This is a genomic window from Bombiscardovia apis, from assembly GCF_033095945.1.
Lineage (GTDB): Bacteria > Actinomycetota > Actinomycetes > Actinomycetales > Bifidobacteriaceae > Bombiscardovia > Bombiscardovia apis.
In genome coordinates, this window is the sequence record NZ_AP026800.1 from 779,790 (window position 1) to 804,331 (window position 24,542).

Genomic DNA, 24,542 nt, shown 5'->3' on the forward strand with positions numbered 1-24,542 from the left:
AATTATCCATCCATACTATTCAAGAAAACTACTCATTAATGGCAGAGAATACACAAGAAGTTCCACAGGTCGCTATCAACGATATCGGCTCCCAAGAGGACTTCATCAAGGCAGTCGATTCCACAATTAAGAACTTCGACGATGGCGATTTGGTTCAGGGCACCGTCGTTAAGATTGATCACGACGAAGTTTTGCTGGACATTGGCTACAAGACTGAGGGCGTGATCCCCGCTCGCGAGCTTTCCATCAAGAAGGATGTCAACCCGGACGAAGTCGTCCAGGTAGGTGACGAGGTTGAGGCACTCGTCGTCACCAAGGAAGACAAGGAAGGCCGGCTCATTCTGTCCAAGAAGCGTGCTCAATATGAGCGTGCTTGGGGCGACATTGAGAAGATCAAGGACTCCGACGGCATCGTTGAGGGTACTGTCATTGAGGCTGTCAAGGGCGGTTTGATTGTAGACATCGGTCTGCGTGGCTTCCTGCCTGCTTCCTTGGTCGAGATGCGCCGCGTGCGCGACCTGTCTCCTTACATTGGCCAGAAGATTCAGGCCAAGATTCTGGAACTCGACAAGAACCGCAACAATGTGGTCATTTCTCGCCGTCAGTACTTGGAAGAGACTCAGTCCGAAGTGCGCGAGACCTTCATGGCTCAGCTCAAGAAGGGCCAGATTCGCGAAGGCACTATCTCCTCGATCGTCAACTTCGGCGCATTTGTCGATTTGGGCGGTGTCGACGGTCTCATTCACGTTTCCGAGCTTTCTTGGAAGCACATCGATCACCCCTCAGAGGTTGTCAAGGTTGGCCAGAAGGTCACCGTCGAGGTGCTGGATGTGGATTTGGATCGCGAGCGTATTTCTCTCTCGCTCAAGGCTACTCAGGAAGATCCTTGGCAGCGCTTTGCTCGCACTCACGTACCTGGACAGGTCGTCAAGGGCAAGGTCACCAAGATTGTGCAGTTCGGTGTCTTCGTTTCCGTCGAAGATGGCATCGAGGGCCTGGTTCATATCTCCGAGCTGGCCAACCGCCACGTCGAGAATCCCGAGACTGTTGTCAAACAGGGCGAAGAAATCTTTGTCAAGGTCATCGATGTCGATCTCGATCGTCGTCGCATCTCCCTGTCTCTTAAGCAGGCCGACGAGTCTGTTGATCCGGCTTCCGAGGACTTCGATCCAGCCATCTACGGCATGCCCGCAGAGTACGACGAAGAAGGCAATTACAAGTACCCCGAAGGCTTCGATTCCGAGACCAACGAGTGGATTGCTGGTTACGAAACGCAGCGCGAAGAGTGGGAAGCTCAGTATGCAGCAGCCCACGAGCTGTGGGAGCAGCACAAGGCCTTCGTGGCCAAGGAGCTCGAAAACGCCGAGGCTTCTGCAGCCGAAGACGCCAAGAACTCCGAAGGCTCCGAGTCTTCTGAACCCGCTGCAAAGGGTGGTAACAAGGAAGCAGCTGATGCTTCTGCTAACACCTACTCCTCTGACGCTTCCACCGAGGGCACTTTGGCCGCTGACGATCAGCTGGCAGCCCTGCGTGAGCAGCTCCTCAAGGAAAAGAAGTGAACTATTAGTCTGAGCGCTTAGCGCTTGTGCTAATCAGAAGGCCCGGCTCTGCTGAAGAGCTGGGCCTTCTTCGTACAGTTATGCTGAGGTGAAGCTCAGAGGAAGGCCGCGGCTATGTTGCGAGTTGGTCTAACTGGTGGAATAGCTGCCGGGAAAAGCACTGTTGCTCGGCGCTTCGTGGAGGCCGGAGCTTGTCTTATTGACTATGACCGCATTGCTCATGAGATTACTGAGCCGGGCGGTTTGGCTATTGAGCCGATTTATGCTGCCTTCGGGAAGCAAGCTATCGAGAGTAACGGTGCGTTGAACCGGATCTGGCTGGCAAGCCAAGTGTTCAGCTCACCTGCTCAGTTAAAACGGTTGAACACGATTGAACACCCACTCATTTATCAAGAAGCTGCCCGCTTAGAAGAGCCTTGGATGGATACTGCCAGTGTTGTCGTTCACGACGTTCCACTGCTGGCAAGTGTATATCAAACAATTCCGTTTTCTTTTGATTTCATCATTACGGTTGAAGCTCCCGAGACTACCCGAATTGCGCGGATGGTGAACGAGCGGCATATGACGCAGGCTCAAGCTGTTGCAAGAGTGGCGAATCAAGCCAGTCAAGCGGACAGGGAGCGTTTGGCTGACATTGTTATCGATGCCTCCCAGCCTATCGAACAAATGTTCGACTGTGTTGATAGAATATATGTACAATTACAGCAGCAAGCTCAACTGCGTCTGTAGTTAAGGGTGCTGGGCACTGACTGTTGGAAGAGGAGCTAAGGAGTGGCATGGGGTTTAATATAGAACGTACGGAAAAACCGTTCGTGGTGAAGTCACCCTACCAGCCGTCCGGTGACCAGCCTCAGGCCATCAATGAGCTGGCCAGTCGAATTGAAAACGGCGAAAACGATGTGGTGCTCATGGGTGCCACGGGTACTGGTAAAACTGCTACTACGGCTTGGATGATTGAGAAGTTGCAGCGTCCTACGCTAATTCTGGAACCTAACAAAACGCTGGCTGCTCAGTTGTGCGCTGAATTCCGTGAGCTCATGCCCGATAATGCTGTCTCGTACTTCGTCTCCTACTACGATTACTACCAGCCTGAGGCCTATATTCCTCAGACTGATACGTATATCGAGAAGGATTCCAATATCAACGACGATGTGGAGCGTCTGCGGCACGCTGCCACTGCAAATCTCTTGACTCGCAGGGACTGTGTGGTTGTCGCCACCGTCTCCTGTATTTATGGTTTGGGTACTCCTGAGGAGTATGCGGGTCGTATGCTCTTCTTGCGTGAAGGTCAGCAGATAAGTCGAGATGAGCTCTTGCGCCAGTTTGTGAACATGCAATACAAGCGCAACGATATTGCTTTTACTCGTGGTACTTTCCGCGTGCGCGGAGACACAGTCGAGATTATCCCCGTATACGAGGAACTGGCTGTACGCATCGAGTTTTTTGGAGATGAAATCGACCGTATATCGACTCTCCATCCCTTAACGGGTGATGAAATAGCTCACGAGAGCGAAGTGCATATTTTCCCGGCTTCTCACTACGTGGCCGGGCCTGATCGTATGCAACGGGCTTTGAAGAGTATTAAAGAAGAGCTTGACTGGAGGGTTGGGCAGCTACGCAAGGAAGGCCATGAGCTGGAGGCCCAGCGTCTCACTATGCGTACCACTTACGACTTGGAGATGCTCACTCAAATTGGCACCTGTTCAGGAGTTGAAAATTACTCCCGTCATTTCGATGGGCGTGAGCCAGGAACAGCCCCGCATACGCTTCTAGACTTCTTCCCAGACGACTTTTTGCTGGTCATCGACGAGTCCCATGTGACGGTGCCTCAGATTGGTGCCATGTATGAAGGCGATGCTTCTCGTAAGCGTACCTTGGTTGAGCATGGTTTCCGTCTGCCTTCCGCTATGGATAACCGCCCGCTGAAATGGCCAGAATTCCTGAACAAGGTTGGACAGACCATATACTTGTCGGCAACTCCGGGCGATTATGAGATGGGCTTGTCTGATGGGGTAGTGGAGCAGATTATTCGCCCCACGGGCCTGCTAGACCCTCAGATTGAGGTTCGCCCAGTCAAGGGTCAGGTTGACGACCTGTTAGCAGAGATTAAGGATCGCGTGGCCAAGCACGAGCGTGTCTTGGTAACGACTCTCACTAAGAAGATGGCTGAAGACCTCACAGACTACTTGCTTGAGCGTGATATCAAGGTGGAGTATTTGCACTCAGATGTTGATACCCTGCGCCGCGTTGAGCTCTTAAGGGAACTGCGTGAGGGCAAGATAGATGTCATTGTTGGCATCAACCTCTTGCGTGAGGGCTTAGATTTGCCTGAGGTATCGTTGGTGGCCATTTTGGATGCTGATAAGGAAGGTTTCTTGCGCTCCTATCGCTCACTTATTCAGACTATTGGTCGTGCGGCTCGAAACGTATCAGGCACAGTCATCATGTATGCAGATGCGCAGACCGACTCCATGAAAAAGGCTATTGACGAGACGGACCGCCGCCGAGCTAAGCAGATTGCTTACAATAAGGAGCACGGTGTCGATCCCAAGCCACTGATTAAGAAGATTTCTGATGTCAACGATATGTTGGCCAAAGAAGACATTGACACACAGACTCTTTTGGAGGGCGGTTATCGCAATGCCGGCAAGGCTGGAAACTCACACTTGGGAGTCCCCAGTTTTGACAAGGACGAGGCTGACAAGCGTCATCAAGAGATTCTGCAGGCTGGTCTACCAGCTCAAGACTTGGCTGATTTGATTCGTCAACTTAGTGATCAGATGCATACCGCCGCTGAGCAGCTGCAATTCGAACTGGCAGCTCGCCTACGAGACGAAGTACGCGATTTGAAGAAGGAACTGCGGCAGATGGCGGAAGCCAGCAAATAGCAGTGTGGTTAAAACATTGGCTATGTAATACAGCAGACAGGGCTCAATGTGGGCCCTGTCTTAAATGGCATATAGAGTGAAAGCTATGTCTGAGACCCCTCTTGCCTTTATGGTTATAACCCTGATTGTTCTCGCCGTATTCTTCGTTGTTGACTTGTTTGTCATCGGCCGTAAACCGCATGTGCCCTCTACTAAAGAGTGTGTGCAACACATTGTCTTCTTCGTTGCAGCTGCCCTCATTTTTGGGGCCATACTCTGGCTTATTGCCGGCCCTCAGTCCGCTATTGAATTCTACTCTGGCTGGCTCACCGAATATTCGCTCAGCATCGATAACCTCTTCGTATTTGTCATCATCATGAGCAACTTCGCCGTGCCTAGAGACCTGCAAAAATATGTGTTGAGTGTGGGAATCACTATAGCGTTGGTCTTGCGGGGCATTTTTATTCTTGTCGGCGTTACGCTGATTACCAAGTTCACATGGGTTTTCTTTATCTTCGGCGCTTTCCTGCTTTATACTGCTTTTAAAGTTGCCAAGGGCAACGATGGTGAGGAATACCAAGAAAATGCTTTCGTTACCATGTTGCGAAAAGTAATGCGCATCAGTGATGAATACGACGGCGAACACTTGCGGGTCAAGCGTGGGGGAGTGACCTATTTTACCCCTATGTTGGTAGTATTCCTGGCCATCGGTACTACGGATGTTATGTTCGCCTTTGATTCGATTCCTGCTATTTTTGGTCTGACTCACGATCCCTTCATTGTCTTTACCTCCAACGTGTTTGCCCTACTGGGTCTTCAGCAGCTCTACTTCCTTTTGGGCGCCATGCTCGACAAGCTGGCTTACTTGCCCATAGGCCTATCAGTGGTATTGGCCTTCATTGGTGTCAAGCTTATACTCGAAGCACTTCATGGTAATACCTTGCCCTTTATCAATGGCGGCAAGCCGGTTACTGCCGTTCCTGAAATTCCTATCTGGCTCTCTCTGGCGGTGATTGTAGTGTCCATAGGAGCATCTGCTATTGCCAGTTTGATTAAGGCTCGGCGAGATAACATGCCTAGGCTGCAAAACGATAAAAAAGCTTAATGTGTCGCAAAACCGTTGCAAATAAACGATTGTTAACGCTAACAGTTTTTTGGGCTTTCAGTCCGCTATTCCGCGTAAAGTTGAGCATGTGGATGTCGCAGAGCCTCTTCTCTGTGACCAGAAACAATTCAAAGGAATAGGTAGGCAAGCAGGATATGCGCAAAGCCAAGATTGTAGATACTATCGGACCAGCTACCGAGTCGCTCGAAGGTATTACCAAGCTCGTTGAGTGCGGTATGGACGTGGCTAGGCTCAACCGTTCGCACGGCACCCCCGAGGATCACTTGAAGGTGTACAACAACGTGCGTGAAGCCAGCAAGAAGACGGGGCGCAACGTAGCCGCTCTGGTCGATCTTCAGGGGCCAAAGATTCGTTGCGGTTGGTTTAAGAAGAACGCTGAAGGCGAAGACAAGGTCAATCTCAAGGCTGGCCAAGAATTCATCATCACCACCGACGATGTCGAAGGTGACGAGCACATTACTTCCACTACCTTCAAGGGTCTACCCGGCGACTGCCACAAGGGTGATCCCATCCTGATTGACGACGGCAAGGTGCGCCTCGAAGTCACTCAGGTTGAGGGCAATAACGTTCATACCAAGGTCATCGTTGCTGGCCCGGTTTCCTCCCACAAGGGTATTAACCTGCCCGGCGTGGCTGTGAGCCTGCCTGCATTGACCGAGAAGGACGAGTTCGATTTGCGCTGGGGCATCAAGACTGGTGCAGATATCATCGCTATGTCCTTCGTGCGTTTTGCAACAGACATTGACCGTGCCCATGAGATTATGGATGAAGAAGGTCGCCGTATTCCGATCGTTGCTAAGATCGAGAAGCCTCAGGCTGTAGAAAACCTCGAAGAGATTGTCAAGACCTTCGATGGCATCATGGTTGCCCGTGGTGATATGGCTGTGGAAATGCCGCTCGAAGAGGTGCCTCTGGTGACCAAGCGCTGCATCGAGCTGGCCCGTCAGTATGCCAAGCCTGTCATCGTGGCTACCGAAGTGTTGGGCACCATGACCCATTCGCCAATTCCTACCCGTGCAGAGGCTTCTGACTGCGCCAACGCCATCCTCGACGGTGCAGATGCCACTATGACCTCCAATGAAACGGCAGTGGGAGACTACCCAGACGTAACCGTCTCCACCATGTCTCGCATTTCCGAGTACGCCACAACTCACGGCTTCGATCGCATTCCCGCCATGAAGGACTTGGATATGTCCAACGCTGGCGCTGTGTCTTCGGCTGCTGTGGACTTGGCCGACAAGCTCGATGCCAAGGCTATCGTTGCCTTCACTCAGACCGGTAACACTGTGCATCGCGTTTCTCGCGAGCGCCCGGCCGCTCCGATTTATGCACTGACCAGCAACGAGCATACTTTCCACTGGCTGGCTCTGTCTTGGGGCACTGAGGCCTTCCTATGTGAGCAGGATTACCACGGCCTGAATCGTGAATCTCTCATGGCTTACATGGACAAGACCCTCAAGGGTGCCAACAAGCTCGCTGACGGCGACAAGGTTGTAGTGCTCAGCTGCGCCCAGGGTGACCATGCCCCCGGCTCCACTGACTCCATCTATGTTCACACCGTTGGTGAGGCTCAGTAAGGGTCTAAACTAGGGCGAGTGTTTATCGTCCGAGGGGTGGCTGTCTTCTTTCTTTGGAAGGCAGCCACCCCTTCTGCTTAATGCAGGTCTTGTGGATCTCTTGAATCTTTATGAACGCTCTAAATCACCGAAACCGGCCTTGGTTCGCAAAATGGCGATGACCGTTTTAGCGTCAAGAATCGTGCCGGCAATGACCATATCGTAAGCTTCGTCAATACTCACTAATCGCACGTCGTGGTGGGGTGTCTCTGGTCCCAGCTTTCCCCGTTCGACTTGAGTTAGGTCTTGCGCATAGAAGAGCGCGGTGTGTTGGTTAGAAAAGCTGGGTGTGTTGATAAAACGCTCAAATTGGGTGAAGCTTCGGGCCTCGTATCCTGCTTCCTCCCGCAGTTTGCGTTGTGCAACCTCTAGGGGTCTCTCAGAACTGTCGCGGGGGTGTCCTGCTGGCAATTCGAGGGTCCAACGATGTGTGGGCAGGCGGTATTGTTCTATGAGCGCAATCGTGCCCTCGTCTGTCATCGCCAGCACCGCGATGGTGTCGCCTGTGCTCTCATTGAGCATGGTACGTGTAAATTGCTTGTTCTGCGCGGACGCGTATGTTACTTGATCCACGCTAAAATAGTGGCTTGCCAACACTTCTTTGCGATCTATCTCTTGCACAGGCGCTGTCCTCCAGGGATCGAAACGCCGGTATATCTGTTGAGTCATATTGCTCTCCTTTGAGATATAGGCTGTAAACCTATAGTTCTATTTTAGTTCTTCGACTTCGCTAAAAGCGTGAGCAACACGGCGACTGTTGTTCGTCGTCCAAGTGTGCTACATTCTGACAAGGAAGCGATTAGCCCCCGTATCCCAATTGGTAGAGGAAACGGCCTCAAAATCCGTGTAGTGTGAGTTCGAGTCTCACCGGGGGCACGACACACGTGAGCTTCCGTTCAAGGCACCACAATAATGAGCCCGAGCGGGATTGTAATGGAAACGAGGTTGGCATTGGCTTCAGAGGACAAGGCATACGAGGAAGAATCGGTCAGCCGCACGGTAGTTGTTGCTGAAGACGAGGCTTTGATTCGTCTCGATACTGTCGAAGCTCTTGAAGATGCTGGCTACGAGGTTGTTGGTCAGGCCGCATCTGGTCAAGAAGCGATTGATCTTACTCGTGAATTCAAGCCAGACGTTGTGGTAATGGATGTCAAGATGCCTGGAAAAGATGGCATCGAAGCAGCAACCGAGATTGGCCAAGAGAATTTGGCACCTGTCGTCATGCTCACTGCCTTTTCTCAGCAAAGCTTGGTGGAAAAGGCTGCTGATGCTGGAGCTATGGCATACGTTGTAAAACCGTTTGCACCGGAAAAGCTTTTGCCTGCTATTGAGGTTGCAATTTCTCGCTTTGATCAGATTAATGCGCTTAAAGACGAAGTTACTGATATGAAGTCTCGTTTCGAAGCTCGTAAGCGCGTTGATCGGGCCAAGGGTCTGCTCATGGAAAACATGGGACTCACCGAATCTGAAGCCTTCCGCTGGATTCAGAAGACATCGATGGATCGTCGTCTGACCATGCAGGAAGTCGCCGATGCTGTTATCGCCCAAGTCCAAGGTGATAATTAAGGCACTACTACACAATAGGCCGAGAGGGGCTGGAGATGAGCGAGTCAACACATTCGACTAACACTAAGGGCCCTCTGCTGATAGTCGACGGTCACTCGTTAGCTTTCAGGGCTTATTATGCTCTGCCTGTTGATTCTTTCACAACCTCTGAAGGGCAGCCCACTAACGCTATTTGGGGCTTCGCGGTCATGCTTTCCGAGGTTATCGAAGCTGAGCATCCTTCCCACATGTGCGTGGCTTTCGACATGGCTGGCGGCACTTTCCGCAGTAAAATGTTGCCTCAATATAAGGGTACGAGAGACGCTGCTCCTGAAGACTTGATTAGTCAGTTGCCGCTCATTCAGAAGTTCTTACAGACTCTAGGCGTGAGCTATATTGAAAAAAAAGGTTACGAAGGCGACGACATTATGGCAACCCTCGCGACTCAGGGTGAGGAAGCTGGCTATCGTACGCTGGTGCTTTCTGGCGATCGTGATGCTTTCCAATTAGCAGACGACAACGTGACTGTACTTTTCCCCGGCTACCATTTCCGACAGCTCAAGCGCATGACACCGGAAGCTATTGAAGAAAAATACCACGTTAGCCCGCAAATGTATCCTGATTTAGCTGCTCTGCGCGGTGAGCAGTCAGACAATATTCCTGGCGTTCCTGGTGTTGGCGACGCTTTTGCTGCTCGTTGGCTCAACGAATACGGCAGCCTTGAGGGCATTTTTGCTCATGCAGACGAGGTCAAGGGCAAAAAAGGCGAGGCCTTACGCGAAAGCATTGAGCAGGTAAAACTCAACCGTAAAGTCAACGCTCTGGTCTGCGATTTAGACTTGGGAGTGAACGTCGACGATCTTACCTTCGGGCACATTCACCTCGACGAAGTCACCGCCTTGTTTGACCAGCTCGAATTTGGCTCCCACACTCGCAATAAGATGTTGAAGGGCTTCAAATGCGTTGAAGACTTTGACGATCCGGCAGTTCCGGCTGATTTCAACCAAGAAGCGGGCATGGATTTTCATGATCCTGAGCGCGATGAAATCACTGATGTGGCCTCTTTCGAAGCGTGGTGTCAGGAACACCTGCCCAGTGCCGAGCATTCTCAATCGCTAGCAGAAGCCATGCCAGATGCAGCTCCGGTTATCGAAGCAGCGGGCGATGGGGTGAAAGCGGCCCAAGCTGAGGAAGTTCACTGCCCAGATTTAGGCAAAGAAGTGTGGTATTTGCACGCGCAAGGCCAGGCAAAGCCGGGAGATGCCAAGCTAGAAGAGCTGGTATTCTTAGCCCCTGATGCTCACACCGTCTTAGTGCATGCCGACGATTTAGATGCTAGCATGACTGCCAGTGTGCAGGCTGTTATCGATAGCCGGGTGGGCTCATGTGTAGTTCACGGATATAAGGAACATATCCACTTGCTGGAGGCTGCCGGCCTGCGTATGCCCATGCCGCTCTTTGATACAAAACTGGCTGGATACTTGGTGGAGCCTGACTTCCACGCAGCCGACTTGGACCAGGCTTTCTCGCACTTCTTGCAGGTGCCGATGGACGAAAAACCAGAGGTTGAGCAGGGCGCGTTAGATTTCGGAGATGGTCAAGATGAGGCTGACGAGTCGCTGTCTCAAGATCAGATGTGCTTGCGTCGGGGACTCTATGTGCAGCTCTTAGCCAATCATCTTGAGCCCTTGATTATTAAGCGCAAACAGTTCAATCTGCTGCGTATTATCGAGATGCCCACCTCCACCGTGCTCGCTCAAATGGAGCGTCAGGGCGCCAAGGTAGATACCAGCCGTTTGAAAGAGATGGGTGACCAGTTTGCTGCCGAGGCCCAAGAAGCACAAGACATAGCTTGGGATAGGGCGGGAGACAAGGTCAATCTTCAAAGCCCCAAGCAGTTGCAAAAGGTACTCTTTGAAGACATGGGCTTGAAGCCTACTCAGCGCACTAAGAATGGTTCCTATTCGACTGCTGCAGCAGCCTTGCAAAAGTTGTATTTGACATCTGTCAACAATGTGCGGGCTAACGACTTCTTGGGAGCTCTCCTGCGCCACCGGGAGACCAACAAGCTCAAGCAAATTGTGAACTCGTTGATGGATGCAGTCAATCAGCGCGATGGGCGTATTCACACCACTTTTGAGCAGACAGTAGCGGCGACAGGTCGCTTGAGTTCGGTCGAACCCAACTTGCAGAATATTCCCAACAAGAACGCTGCAGGCCGTGAAATTCGCTCAGCATTCGTGTCTGGCGACGAGTTTGAGACCCTGCTCAGCTGTGATTATTCGCAGGTTGAGCTACGAATTATGGCTGACTTGTCTGGCGATGAGGCGCTGATCGAAGCTTTCAAGTCCGGAGCCGACTTCCACAAGTACGTGGCTTCTTTGGTCTATCAAACATCGATGGACGAGGTCACTTCCGATCAGCGTTCACACGTGAAAGCCATGAGTTACGGCTTGGCTTACGGTCTGTCGACCTACGGTTTGGCTCAGCAACTTAATGTCAGTCCGGCTGAGGCAGACATTTTGCGTTCCCAGTATTTTTCGACCTTCGGCAAGGTTCACGAATACTTGGAGTCGTTGGTGGCCGACGCGCGTGTGAAGGGCTATACGGAGACTATCTTTGGTCGCCGCCGCTACTTCCCGGGGCTCAACTCCAAGCGTCGCCTGACCCGCGAAGCAGCCGAGCGAGCAGCATTGAATGCCCCTATTCAGGGTTCAGCGGCCGACATCATGAAGATTGCCATGATTAAAGCACAGCACGCTCTGAGCGAGGCTGAATGCAAGAGTCATATTGTCTTGCAGATTCACGACGAATTGGTTGTAGAAATGGCTCCGGGCGAGGTGGAGCAGGTGACTACTATCGTCAAAGATGCTATGGAGCATGCTGTTGAGCTGGCAGTGCCGCTCGATGTTTCTACCGGTATCGGCTCAGACTGGCAGCAGGCAGCCCACTAACCTACCTAACTGGCAGTGTCGTTTCTTAGCCCTGAGCCTACGATAGGCTTGGGGCTAAGCGCTAGAGGCCAGTAAACCAGTGGAAGGTTGTGTGAACAGATGGGGCAAGCAATGCAAGCGGAAACAAGCGTGAGTTTGGGCAAGGCTGTAGAAGTACTTGAGCAGCTTTATCCCCTGTCCTATGCCGAAGATTGGGACCATCCGGGCTTGATAGTTGGAGAACCTAGTTGGCCAGTGAGTACAATATATTGCGCGGTCGATCCTACACTTGAGATTATCGACGAAGCCATCGCTGCCGGCGCTCAGCTCTTGATTTGCCACCATCCGCTCTTCTTCCGCTCTATCAACAACGTTTCGGGCTTTGGTGTGCATGGAGCAATCGTCAATCGACTAGTGGAGGCTCACTGCGGGTTGTGGGTGGGCCATACGAATGCTGATGCGGCGGTGCGAGGAGTAGCACAGGCCGCCGCTGATGCTTTTGGCCTCAGCGACCAGCGTCCCCTGCAAGCGGTGGCCTTTGACTCTCACGACTGGCATGCTCAAACTGGCAATGAGCAAAGCGTTGGTTCGGGCCGAGTTGGTCGTTTAGCAGAGCCGACGAGTTTGCGTGACTTTGCCAATAGAGTAGCGGCTGTACTGCCAAAGACCGAGTTAGGAGTGCAAGTGGCTGGTAGCCCAGACGCTATGGTCCAAACGGTTGCAGTATTGCCCGGCTCTGGTGATTCCATGTTCGACGATGTGAGTGCCAGCGGGGCAGATGTATACGTGACTAGCGACCTGCGCCACCATCCAGCCACTGATGCCTACCAGCAGGCCCAATATGAGGCCCGATTGCGGGGGAGTACAGGCCAAGCCTCGCAGGTGAAGCCTCTGCTCATAAATACGCCCCATTCCGCCATAGAGGGACTATGGTTCAGGTATGCCAGCCAAGACATTCATGCTGCTATAGAACAGGCCACCGGGGCTAGGCTCAAGGTGCAAGTGAGCACCCGCTCTACAGATCCCTGGACCTTCACCGCAGGCTAGGGAGGCATAATGGTCCACAATCACCACAGCGAACTAGTAGGTTCAGCTTGGCAGCGAAATGTATCCTTGCTGGTTGTGGGACAATTCGTCTCAATATTTGGATCTAGTCTGGTGCAGTATGCCATCACTTGGGATATGGCTCTGCGTACGAACTCTGGCCTAGTGGCCATGCTGGGTTTTCTGTGTGCTAACTTGCCGCAAGCCTTCATGTCCCTCTGGGGCGGCAGCTTGGCAGACCGTTATCCAAAGCGTCTGCTTATCAACCTGCCCGATGCTTGCACTGCCATATTGTCGCTCGGTTTGGCCTTGGCTTATATGAAGGATTTTGTGCCCATCTGGCTGGTTTGTGCTGTCTTGTGTGGGCGTTCGCTAGCGGCAGGCATCCAGTCGCCAGCCGTGGATTCATACTTGCCCCAGCTGGCTCCCAGTTCTCGCTTGATGAAGGTCAATTCCATAAACGGCACCCTGCAATCTGCCATCGCTATCTTGGCCCCAGCCTTGAGCGCTGGCCTGATTGCTACCCTCCACATGCAGGCTGTGCTCATGGTTGATGCTGTGACCGCGGCCATCGGAATTGGTATGCTCCTGCTCATTCGTCAGCCCGCCCAAGCAGTGGCTCGCCAAGCTAGCGACAATACTGACCTCCCTGACAGTATCGAAGCCGAAGAATTAGATGCCGCCCTAGGCACGCCGCTTTCCGCAAGAGCCGGTATCAAACAGGCCTTCCAATACTGCCGTACCCACTCAGCAGTAGGCATGGTGCTGGTGACGTATGCTCTCTGTTTCATGCTTACGGTAGCTCCCGGAGGCCTCAATGCGGTATTCGTAGGTCGCAACTTTAGCGCTGGCTCGCTCGACATATTCGGCATCCACCTCACCAATGCAACAGATAAACTCGGTTGCATCGAATTACTGTACGGCTTGGGCGCTGTCAGCGGCGGCCTACTGATGACCGCTTGGGGAGGCTTCGCTAAGCGCCTGCGCTCTATGGGCTTCGCTATGCTCTGGCTGGCAGTAGCTGACATTGTAATGGCTTGCGCGGCCCCGAATCTCACCGGCTCATTCTGGCTCTTCGCCCTAGCCTACGCGTCCACCGGTTTCATATCACCGCTCCTACTCGCCCCAGCCTCCACCCTCATACAAGAGCAAGTATCGCCCGCCATGATGGGTCGCATTTTCGGCCTCCTCAATGCTGTACGCACCCTAGCCCTGCCCCTGGGCCTAGCTGTAGCCGGCCCTCTCTCCGACGCTTTCCCCATCGCTTATATTTACATTGCTGGCGGCATCGTCTCAATTCCCATCAGCCTATGGGTACTGCGCTCGCGGGTAGAGTGACCCGCGAATTAAGCCCGAGACAGCTTTGTATTCGCTCTTTTCTTCCGCTGTGCCACGTAGGCCGCGTAAGCGAAACTTGCGCTAAGTCCGAGCGTAAGAGCGAGGCTGGCGCTGATGCGTTGCAAGGGTATCGTTCCGGCAGCAGGTAGGGTGTAGTGGTAGGTGTAGTTCAGCGTGTAGTCAGGTTGGCTGTACCCACCTAGGCTCCAGTGAATGTTGGTATTAGTCGTACCTGCTGGGTTGGGTGCGGTGTGTGTTTGCCAGCTGTTGGTGTTGGAGTTCCATACGGGTGTGTCGGTGTCGGTCGTGCGCATGGTGAGTCCGGTTACAGTGAGTTTTTGTAATGCGCTTGCTTCCGCCGGCTTGGGGTGGGGGTCGGCGTCATCGTTGCCTTGCCCGAGTTTGCCGAGGGTATTGCCTCCCCAGGTGTAGGTGTGGTGGTTGCGGCTGATTGCCATTGCATGACTATCGCCCGTGCCGATGCGTTTGCATTCTGGCAGCAGCGCGCTGGCGGTGAGGTCGTTGGGGGAGTTGCTGCTGGTGATGCTGGTGTTGTCATTGCCGAGCTGGCCTTTCGCATTGTCTCCCCAAGTGTATACGTGGCCGTTATTTGCCAGTGCTGCAGAGAAGGAGCCTCCTGCGTTGATGGCGCTGATGCTGGCAGGTAGACCGCTGGCCGAAGTTAGGTCGGTGGGTGTGGGGTCGGTGCTGATGGTGTGGTTGTGGCCGAGCTGGCCGAGGTTGTTGTTGCCCCAGGTGTAGAGGTGGCCGTCGCTTGCTAGGGCGAGCGAGTGCTGGTCTCCGGCCGCGACATGGACGATGTTAGCGGGTAGTCCGCCGGCGGCGCTTATGTCGACGGGTGTGAACTGAGCATCGCTGGTTCCTAGACCTGTGGTGGTTCCTAGTTGGGCGAATTCGTTGCTACCCCAAGCGTAGACGTGACCGCTGCCGCTTACTGCTAGGGCGTGGTTGGTGCCTGCCGCCAGCTTTCGAATAGAGGAGGGTAGGCTGCCGGCGGCGCTGATATCTACGGGGTTGAGCACTGGCATGTACGTGCCGGCGTTGGTGGATATGCCCAGTTGGCCGGAAGCGTTGAATCCCCAAGCGTAGACATGCCCATTGGAGCTGACTGCGAGTGAATAGTCGGTGCCTGCGGCTACTTGAGTGATGGTTGTGGGGAGCTTGCCGAGCGCGGTGAGATCGATGGGGGTGTCTTGGGCGCTAGTATTGCCGTTGCCCAGTTGGCCGGCATTGTTGCTGCCCCAGGCGTAGACATGATGGTCGCTGCCGATGGCGAGCGAGTGGTTGGCGCCGGCGCTCACCTTGAGCGCGCGGACCGAGTCGGGCAGGTGGACCCGGCCGGGTGCGGAGTGGGGCTTATTGTCGCCGTGGCCTTGGCCCAGAACGCCTCGCTCGTTGCCGCCCCAGGAGTAAGCGTTGCCGTCGGAGCCGATGGCCAGGCTGTGAGAACTGCCGGCCGCGACTTGGGAATACGTAATCGTACTCGGCGGGTCCGGGGCGCCGATGTTCACCAAGTCCCCGCCCTTGGAGGGGCCGTAGATGGGAGAGAGGGTGAATTTGTATTCCTCCCAGCCTGCGGTCAGTGTCATATTGTGGTCAACGGTATCGCCGAAATCCCACGGCTCGCCCGTGTCGGTGTACCAGCCGGTGAACCAATGATGCTCCCAGGCCGGGGTGGTAGGCCAATCCAGTGTTTTGCCGCTGTCCTCCTCGATCTGTTGGTCGGGTGGGGCAGTGCCGGGCGCTCCACCTAGCTTGAACTGTACGGTGTAGAGGTCGAGGTAGTGGAGCTGGTAGGTTTCACTGGGTTGAGTACCGAGTCCGACCAGACTCCAATCCACTTTAATATCAACCGTCGTACCCGGAGTGCCAGCCGGAACTTTACCCGACCACGCATAGGTTGTAGGATTTTTTGTTCCACTGGTAGTAACACCATCGATGGTGACCTTATCAATATTGACGGCACCACCCACACGAACAGCAGAATCATAATAGGCTACAACTTTGCCATCGCCTAGTTGACCATTATCATTACGGCCCCATGCGTAAGTGTTGCCATCGCTTCCGATTGCAAAAGAACTTACGTCGCTAGCAAAAACTTTGGTGAAGGTGATTCCTGCTGGTACAGTTACCAAACTCGGAGTTGTTGCAGCGTACATATAGTTTCCTGAGGGGAATCCGGCTATGCCTAGAGCTCCCCACCAGTTTTGGCCCCATGTGTAGACTTTGCCATCGCTGCCGATAGCGAGAGTGTGCCAGCCGCCACGAGCCATGCTTTTAATGGTTACTCCTGCCGGCATGCTTACGTTCACGGCTACTGGTGACACGTACTGTCCGGTGGTTGAACTGGTGGTCAGCGTGCCGTCTCCGATTTGGCCCCATTGTGTAGCGCCCCATAGGTAGGTTTTGCCGTTGCTGGCTGTTGCGTAGTCTGTCCAATTGCCGGATACTATGCTAGTAAAACGGTATCCTGCTGGAGGGTTGATAGCCCTAGCCGTGGCGCTGTATCCTCTAATGCCTCCGTTTGCCATCTGCCCATGGTAGTTGCTGCCCCACACGTAGACAACGCCGTTATCTCCCAAAGCCATTGATGCAAGATATGGAGCTTGGAGGCTGGTGATACGCACTCCGCTCGGTATGCCAACAACAGGAGTTGGGCGTAGCCGCATAGCTGTATCGCCCACGCCGAGCTGACCGTTGCCAGTAGGCTCTCCAAAATCCCAACCGTTGAAAAAGTCATCGTTGTTGCCCCAAGCGTAGACTCTTCCGTCATCTCCAATGGCTTGGCTATAAGCGTCAGCCGCGTTGACATGGGTGAATTTATTCACTCCAGCTGGAGGTGGCACAAGAGTGGGGAGGGAACGGTTGGTGGTATCTCCCAAGCCGAGTTGGCCTTTGTCATTGCGACCCCATGCGTAGACATTACCTTTGTCATCTAAAGCTAGGGAATGCTGATCATAACCGGCGCTCACTTCAACGAATTTCGTGTTTGCTGGCATGGTGATTGGTGCAGGTTTGAGATGCGCGGTGGTGCTACCATCGCCCAGCTGACCAAAGGAATTGTCTCCCCAAGAGTAAGCTTTACTATCACTATCGAGTGCGACTGTGTGATAGTGCTTGGAATCCAAAGTTGTGAATGTTATTCCAGCCAATGTCTGAGGCGTGATAGTAAGGTCGCTGCCGCCTGTTGCAGATGCTCTTCTTGGGTCGACGCGGAAGTGGGGTGACGCGGGGTCAGCGTGTGCAGTTTGGGCTAGTTGAATAGCCCCCCCCCCAAGGACAATCAGCGCTAGCGCCAAAATGATGGTGCTAGCAGTACGAATGCGGCGCATGTGTTTCCCCTTTAGTGTGACAACAACTGTAGAATTGTCACACTAGTGTTTCTTGAGTTGCATCTGATCCCCATCAAACACAACAATCATATATTTCTTACAAGTCTCACATCAGTATAGCAAAGCGTTGAGCAAGCTTCATAAGTGTTGGCTGATTGCGGTTTGTAAAGTTACTGATTTGTGGGGCTGTGATAGTAGTTGACTGTTACCTTTTTCGTCCTTGTACTCGTTGTTTGATGTTGTGTGCTGTGTAGGCGAGGCTGGTGCTGATTCCTAGTGTGAGGGCGAGGGTGGCGGCGGCTCGTTGGGGCTGCGCGCTGCCGGCTTGGGGAAGGTTATAGGTGTAAATGTATGGCAGGGGGTAGTCGGGTTGGTTGTAGGTGCCTAGTGTCCAGTGAATAGTGCTGGTGGTGGGCCCGGGATTGTGGGCCGTGCTGTGGGTGGTCCAGGCGTGTTGGCTGCTGTTCCAGACAGGGGTGTTGGTGTCTGTGGCGTCGATAGTGAAGCCGGTGACATTCAGCGTTTGTTTCGCGTTGGCGATGGCTGGCTGGGGGTGTGGGTTGGTGTCGCTGGTGCCTTGGCCGAGTTGGCCGTGATTGTTGGCGCCCCAACTGTAGATGTGGTTGGTGTCTGTGAGTGCTGCTGCGTGGTGGCTGCCGGTGCTGATAGCACTGAGCGGGGGTAGGGAAGTGTTGGCGCTGATGTTAGTAGGTTGGTTGCTGTCGGTAAGGGTGTTGTTACCAAGTGTGCCGTTATTGTTGGCTCCCCATGTGTAGGCTTGCTGGCTGCTGGTCAGAGCTATGGAGTACTGGTTGCCGGCTTGTACTTGATTGATAGTTGCGGGGAGTAGGCTGCGAGCGGTGAGATCAACCGGTGTAGGCCCTCCTGACTGTGTGGGGTCTCCTAACTGACCACGAGCATTCGAACCCCACGAATAGGTGTGGTGGTTGTTGGCTAGGGCTAGGTTATGGTCTTGGCCAGCGCTGATTTGACTGATGGTATCGGTGAGGAGGTTGAAGTCAGCGAGGTCTACTGGGATGGGTTGGGCGGTAGTGCTGCCCAGTTGATTACTGGTACCTAATTGTCCTGCTTGATTCGTGCCCCATGACAAGACGTGGTGGTCAGAGGTCAGGGCTAGAGCGTGGTTAGGACCGGCGCTGATAGCGACCACGGTATCGGGTAGGTTTCGTTTGGTGGTGATGTCAGTAGGAGTGGGATTAGGAGTGGCTGTGCCTGCGTTGGTAGTGGTAGCGAGCGTGCCTGTGGTGTTGTTACCCCAAGTGTAGGTGTGCCCGTCTTGGGTTAAAGCCAAGCTGTATTGATCGCCAGCTGCTATAGCAATGATGGTAGAGGGCAGGGTGCCAGCAGCCGTGAGATCGACTGGACTACTCGCGCCAGTAGTGCTGCCGTTACCTAACTGTCCGCATGTGTTACTGCCCCAAGCGTAGACGTGGTGGTCACTGCCTAAGGCGAGAGCGTGGGTGTTACCAGCGCTGACTTGTAAGGCTTTGACTTGCTCGGGTAAATGCACGCGTACCGGCTGGATGCTGGAAGGAGTAGCGGAACCAGTGCCGAGCTGGCCTTCATTATTAACACCCCACGCATATGCATTGCCATCAGAGCCGATGGCTAGTGTGTAATCCAATCCAGTTGAAAGAGCGGTGTAGGTCAGTGCTTGTGGTGGTGCAGGCGGGTTAATGCTTAACGCAGTGTCTCCAGAGGAAGGACCACCTGCAGGAGTAAGAGTAAATTGGTATGGTTCCCAACCCGCGGTGAGTGTCATATCAGACTCGACACCATCCGCGAAATTCCATACCTGGCCTGTGCTGGTGTACCAGCCCGTGAACCAGTGCCCGTCCCAGACAGGGGTCTGGGGCCATGCTATCGCGTCTTCGGTCAAGACTTGTTGGTCTGGTATCGTGCCGGGAGCGCCACCGGTATCGAAGTGAATGGTATGCGTGGTCATATACGTGTAATGGAAAATAATTGGCGGCTGTTCGGAGAAGCCGTTGCTCCAGGTAATCGTCACCTCAACACGACCAGCCGGGTGAGCAGGCACCGTCACCGTCCACGCACCATCAGCACCAACCGTATGAGAAGGCACTGCTATCCCGTCAAACGCCACGCCAGTAATACTCGCTTTCGGAGGTTCCGGACGAGCTGGGGTAGAGCAGATTCCGTTGATACTAGTAACATTGGGGTCGCCTAGCTGTCCGGCTACTATGCTGCCCCAAGAGTATGCTTCAACGCCTTTTGCTACAGATAGGGAGAAGTTTCCTCCTGCACTTATTTGGGTCATGTTTGGGTTTACTCCACCTGCGTTGTAAATGGGAGATGGGGTGGTGTAAGGGAACGCTGAATAGCCGGTGCCGAGTTGTCCGTTACTGTTATCGCCCCAGCAATACACATAATGATTGTTTCCTAAGAGCATGGAGTGTGCCGCACCAGCACTGACTTGCAAGACTTTACCTGCGGAAACGCCCGTTGGTACTGCTGAATCGGGATGAGACCACATGGAACCATTGCCTAATTGATAACTTCCGTTGCTTCCCCAAGCATAGGCATAATCGTTTGTTCCCACAGCGAGGGCGTGGGAGCCTCCAGCGCTGACTTGTTTGAAATTGACACCAGCTGGCATGTTGCCTTGTAATACGGCTACCGGGGCATCTTGATTAGTGCCATTCCCAATGCCGAGTCGTCCGCTGCCCCCGAAACCCCATGAGTAGGCGCGCTGGTCGCTTCCAAGAGCAAGAGTGAAGTTGCTTCCACCGCTGATTTGCGTCAGGCTTACGCTGGCTGGTATGGCTCCTTGGGCTGCGGCTACTGGTTCGTATTGGTTGGCGTGTGTAGGGTCGTTGTTACCGAGTTGTCCGTATTGGTTGTTGCCCCATGCGTAAGCTTTACCATCGCTGCCAATAGCGAGAGAGTGGCCATCTCCGGCAGCTATGTGCACGATGCGAACTCCGTCTGGTATAGCTCCGCGATTGACCAATGCTGGGGTTTTCTGCAAAGCTCCGCTAGTATCCCCGTTACCGAGCTGCCCCTTATCGTTGACACCCCATGCGTATATTTTGCCGCTACTAGCTAAGGCCATAGAGTGGTTATATCCAGACACGACCTCTGTGATTTTTATACCACGGGGGAGCTCAGCTAATACCGGAGCCCTAGATCCCCATTGGCCATAGATATATGAACCCCACCAATACACTCCACCATTTTCATTCAGACCAGTTCCATGAGTGGACCCTGCACTTACTTGAGCGAAAGGGATTTCGTTCTGTGGTTTGGTGACACGGGCAGTGTTGCCGCCTGAAACGGGGCCGTGGGTTGGGGTGAGGGAGAAACCATTGCTGGAATCAGAGCCGGGTGGGCGTGCTCCTATGCGTAGTCCGGGGTCAGCGTGTGCTGGTTGGGCTAGTTGAGTAGCCCCCCCCCCCAAGGACAGTTATAGCTAGTGCTACTACAACGGCGCTGGCAGAACTGAAGCGGCTCATGAGTTACCCCTTTAATCAATACATATAGTGCTCAAACTGTTGGCTGTGAGCGTTCTTTCCCCTGACGCTGCAAGCACATGTCTGCCACAAGTAGTTGTCAGTATAGCAAAACACTCTGTCGGCTTCACACGCGGGCGGGATTATATGGCTCTGCTTAGCGTTGTGCTCATACGAGTTGCCCGCCACGCATGCTAAAGCCGCAGTATTTTGACTATGAGTCCTTGTTCCTGTGAAGCTGTTTCTTCGATTGACGAAGTTTGGTGGATGCGTAAGCAAGGCTCATGCTGGCAACGAGCGTGAACACTAAGCCTGCGCTCATACGCTGAAGAGGTATAGAACCTGCACTGGGCAGCGTGTAGTGGTATGTATATGGCAAGATGTAATCGGGCTGTTCGTAGCTTCCTAAGGTCCAGTGGACGGCACTATCGACTGGACCCGGCGGGTTGGGAACGCTAGTAGTTGACCAAACATTTCGTGAGCTATTCCAAATGGGGTCAATTGGTACTCTAGTTGAACCCATAGTGAGGCCGATAACAGTTAACACTTGCTGAGTAGTGACTGCTGCTGGTTGAGAGTGCTTACTACTGTCCAAGTTGCCTCGCCCCAGCTGTCCTGAATCATTCGCGCCCCAAGTGTACGTTTCTGCATTAGTTGTCGTAGCAGCAACATGGTCGAAGCCGCTGCTCAATGTTCGTACATCAGCGAATTGCCCTGCAGTGGTAATGTCATTGGGTTGGTTGGTATCGGTTAGGTTAGCGTTACCTAGTGTGCCGTCGCCGTTTGCGCCCCAAGTGTAGGTGTGCTGGTTACTAGTAAGCGCGACGGAGTACTGGTTGCTGGCTTGAATTTGGACAACTGTGTTGGGGAGGAGACTTTTGGCAGTCAAATCTACTGGCTGTGGTCCTCCAGCTTGCGTCGGGTCGCCGAGCTGACCGCGAGTATTTGACCCCCAAGCGTAGACGTGCCCATCATTCGTTAAGGCGAGGCTGTGCTGGTTTCCGGCGCTGACTTGGATGATTTTTCCTTGGGGGAGTGCGCCTTGGTCGGTTATGTCTACTGGTATGGGCTGAGCGTTGCTATTGCCTAGATTCGTGCTTGTAGCGAGTTGCCCTTGCGCGTTGGTTCCCCAAGAAAGCACGTGGTTATTGCTCGTTACAGCAAGAGCGTGGTCGTAGCCGGAGCCTAGACCCACAACAGTTTCAGGTAGGCGACCGGCAGCCGTGATGTCTACCGGATTCGGATTCGGCGTGTTAGAGCCCGCGTTGCTTGCAATAGTGAGGCTACCTGAAGCATTGCTTCCCCAAGCCCATGTGTGCCCGTCTTGGGTCAAAGCTAAGGAATATTGGTTACCTGCGAGTACCTCTATCACGTTGTTGGGGAGTTTATTGCTTGCAGTTAAGTCAACAGGAATCTTACTGTCTGCAGTATTTCCATTGCCTAGTTGGCCTGCGTTATTCGCCCCCCAAGCATACACATGATGATCCGAGCCAATTGCCAAAGCGTGTTGATTGCCATTGCTAACTTGAAGGATTTTGACTCCTTCCGGTAGGTGGACGCGGTGAGGCTGTCCGGAGGCGAAAGTATCTGCTTCGTCAATACCGAGGGCGCCATGTTCGTTGCTGCCCCAAGCGTAGAGATTTCCATCTGAGCCAATTGCAAGCGTGGATTGTTTTCCCGCAGCAAGGTCAGCGTAAGTGATGCTTTGAGGCGGGGCAGGAGTTTTGATGTCAATAGAAGCTCCACCCGAAGAGGGGCCACTGCTAGGGATTAAAGAGAAATCATAGGCTTCCCAACGGGCAGTTAAGGTCATATTGCTAGACACTCCGTCTGCAAAATCCCAAGGCTGGCCTGCATCGGTAAACCAGCCAATAAACCAGTGTTTATCCCAAGTAGGAGTTTCAGGCCAAGCTATCGGATCACCAGAGGTAACCGATTGCGCAATAGGCGCAGATCCCGGAGCCCCGCCATTGTTGAATTGCACAGAAAAGATGCTGAGATACTCATAGTGAAGAACGATAGGCAGCTGGTTGGCATTGCCATTACTCCAGTACACTTTGACATCTACTTTACCCGGGGCATGTGGAGGAACAACCACTTGCCAGTTGTCTGCAGCGTCCGTGGTGTGTGAAAGGACAGGTGTGTTATCGAAACTCACACCAGTTATGAGCACGGTAATAGGGATTGCTCTCACCGGCGAGCATTGTGTAGGATTAGGAGCTGCCGTGGCCAAATTTCCGTGAAAGTTAGTGCCCCAGCTGTCGAAGTTATCTTCGCTGGTGCTCAAGCTAATCGCTGTATCTTTACCGGCACTCACATACGACACATCTGAAATGGTCCAGACTTGGCCGGGGTTGGCGGTGGTTCCCATCGGAGTTGAGCTTCGACCCAATTGACCCTGCCTGCCATCACCCCACGAGTAGGCTTTATGGTCTGTACCGATGGCCAGTCCTAGTCCGTAACCGGCGCTCACTTGAAGGACAGGGCCCAAGCCTACTACTCGACCGGGGAGAGCTTGATTCACACGGCCCGAAGGGTTGTTGTCACCGTTGCCGAGTTGTCCATCTATATTCCAACCCCACGAGTAAGCCAAGTGATCTGAGCCTATGGCCAGGATGAAACCATCGCCAGCACTGACTTCCGTCAGATAGACGCCGGCCGGTATGTCTCCTTGATGGATAGGCTGTGGTGTTGTCTGATAAGGGCCGGTCCAGTTGCCGTTGGGTGCTATCGTGCCATTGCCCAGCTGTCCGGCGCCATTGACTCCCCAAGCGTAGGTCCTATGGTCTGAGCCGATAGCGAGGGAATAACCGTTGCCAGCGCTGACCTGCGTTATCTCTACAGTGGCAGGTATCGCGCCCAAGTGAACTTCTACTGGTGAAAACTCTTGAGTGAGGACGGGCGGATCGTTGCCCAATTGTCCGTAAAAATTAACGCCCCAAGCATACATTTTGTGGTTAGAGCCCAAAGCTATAGAGTGATTCTCTCCTGCAGAAATCTGTATGATTTTAACATCGGCCGGGATTTCTCCTCGGCTGATAGGTGCTGGTAGGGGATTGGTCGCACCGCTGGTGTCGCCGTTACCTAACTGGCCCACTTCGTTGTAACCCCACGAATAAACCTGTCCGTTGTCTGCTAGAGCTAAGGAAAACTTCCGATCCGTACTGATCTGAGTAAAACGCACACCAGTCGGTGTCTTCACTCGTACCGGTTTCCATTGGTCAGCTGTATCGCCGTTGCCTAAGGCGCCATCACTGTTCATACCCCAGCTGTATATACCGCCATCAACACCAAGTGCAAGTCCGTGATAGTGCCCCATTTCAATTTGCACAAAACGGCTGTTGGCAGGCGGCTTTGTCACATAAGCTTTGTTATTGCCTGTTTCGGGCCCATGCGTGGGGGAAAGAGTTACACCGTCTACAGTTTCTGATCCGGGCGCTCGCGAAGAGCCGCGCCTACTGCTGAGCGGGTCAGCGCTGGCGGGCTGAACAAATTGGGTAGCCCCCCCCCCCAAGGATTATCAGAGCTAGGACCGCTGCTATAGCGTTGGCGGTGCGGAGTCTGCGCATGCGAGTACCTCTTGTGTGGAACAGCGCTGTGAGCGCCTTTCATTAAGCCTTGCAGCGTGTAAAGAGATTCCCCAACCAGATACACCAAGACTATATTTTTC

At 53.5% G+C, this 24,542-nt stretch carries 13 protein-coding genes and 1 tRNA gene; 10 read left to right on the top strand and 4 right to left on the bottom strand.

What is annotated here, in order from left to right; translation table 11 throughout:
• Positions 1-38: 38 nt before the first annotated feature.
• The 5 genes from rpsA (at position 39) to pyk (ending at position 7,129) form a co-directional block, all read left to right on the top strand.
• Complete coding sequence (gene rpsA, locus R8377_RS02935) at positions 39-1,559, top strand: 30S ribosomal protein S1 (protein ID WP_317643482.1); 1,521 nt, start codon at positions 39-41, stop codon at positions 1,557-1,559.
• Between the two features lie 114 nt (positions 1,560-1,673).
• The gene (gene coaE, locus R8377_RS02940; protein ID WP_317643485.1) at positions 1,674-2,288 is read left to right on the top strand and encodes a dephospho-CoA kinase; all 615 of its coding nucleotides are present in this window, start codon (positions 1,674-1,676) and stop codon (positions 2,286-2,288) included.
• A 47-nt stretch (positions 2,289-2,335) separates the two neighbouring features.
• On the top strand, positions 2,336-4,447 hold the full coding sequence (gene uvrB / locus R8377_RS02945; RefSeq protein WP_317643487.1) for an excinuclease ABC subunit UvrB: 2,112 nt from the start codon (positions 2,336-2,338) through the stop codon (positions 4,445-4,447).
• A gap of 85 nt (positions 4,448-4,532) precedes the next feature.
• Positions 4,533-5,531, top strand: a complete 999-nt coding sequence (locus R8377_RS02950) for a TerC family protein (RefSeq protein ID WP_317643488.1) — start codon at positions 4,533-4,535, stop codon at positions 5,529-5,531.
• Between the two features lie 155 nt (positions 5,532-5,686).
• A complete protein-coding gene (gene pyk, locus R8377_RS02955) occupies positions 5,687-7,129 on the top strand; it encodes a pyruvate kinase (protein WP_317643489.1) in 1,443 nt (480 codons plus the stop codon).
• A gap of 108 nt (positions 7,130-7,237) precedes the next feature.
• Here pyk and R8377_RS02960 read toward each other — a convergent pair whose 3' ends face one another.
• Complete coding sequence (locus tag R8377_RS02960) at positions 7,238-7,837, bottom strand: NUDIX domain-containing protein (protein ID WP_317643490.1); 600 nt, start codon at positions 7,835-7,837, stop codon at positions 7,238-7,240.
• Between the two features lie 133 nt (positions 7,838-7,970).
• On the opposite strand from R8377_RS02960, the gene R8377_RS02965 reads away from it, so the two are divergent.
• The 5 genes from R8377_RS02965 (at position 7,971) to R8377_RS02985 (ending at position 14,028) form a co-directional block, all read left to right on the top strand.
• Positions 7,971-8,044 (top strand) — tRNA-Leu (locus tag R8377_RS02965).
• A 57-nt stretch (positions 8,045-8,101) separates the two neighbouring features.
• On the top strand, positions 8,102-8,734 hold the full coding sequence (locus R8377_RS02970; protein ID WP_317643492.1) for an ANTAR domain-containing response regulator: 633 nt from the start codon (positions 8,102-8,104) through the stop codon (positions 8,732-8,734).
• Between the two features lie 35 nt (positions 8,735-8,769).
• Positions 8,770-11,667, top strand: a complete 2,898-nt coding sequence (gene polA / locus R8377_RS02975) for a DNA polymerase I (protein WP_317643493.1) — start codon at positions 8,770-8,772, stop codon at positions 11,665-11,667.
• 99 nt (positions 11,668-11,766) lie between these two features.
• Positions 11,767-12,693: a Nif3-like dinuclear metal center hexameric protein gene (locus R8377_RS02980; RefSeq protein ID WP_317643494.1), complete on the top strand. Its 927-nt coding sequence runs from the start codon at positions 11,767-11,769 to the stop codon at positions 12,691-12,693.
• Positions 12,694-12,702: 9 nt separating this feature from the next.
• Positions 12,703-14,028: an MFS transporter gene (locus R8377_RS02985; RefSeq protein ID WP_317643495.1), complete on the top strand. Its 1,326-nt coding sequence runs from the start codon at positions 12,703-12,705 to the stop codon at positions 14,026-14,028.
• 8 nt (positions 14,029-14,036) lie between these two features.
• Here the strand turns inward: R8377_RS02985 and R8377_RS02990 are convergent, their stop codons facing one another.
• The 3 genes from R8377_RS02990 to R8377_RS03000 form a co-directional block, all read right to left on the bottom strand.
• Entirely contained in the window at positions 14,037-17,381 is a 3,345-nt protein-coding gene (locus tag R8377_RS02990; protein ID WP_317643496.1) for an RCC1 domain-containing protein, read from the bottom strand.
• Between the two features lie 205 nt (positions 17,382-17,586).
• A complete protein-coding gene (locus R8377_RS02995; protein WP_317643497.1) occupies positions 17,587-20,820 on the bottom strand; it encodes an RCC1 domain-containing protein in 3,234 nt (1,077 codons plus the stop codon).
• 266 nt (positions 20,821-21,086) lie between these two features.
• On the bottom strand, positions 21,087-24,233 hold the full coding sequence (locus R8377_RS03000) for an RCC1 domain-containing protein (protein WP_331669495.1): 3,147 nt from the start codon (positions 24,231-24,233) through the stop codon (positions 21,087-21,089).
• Between the last annotated feature and the right edge of the window lie 309 nt (positions 24,234-24,542).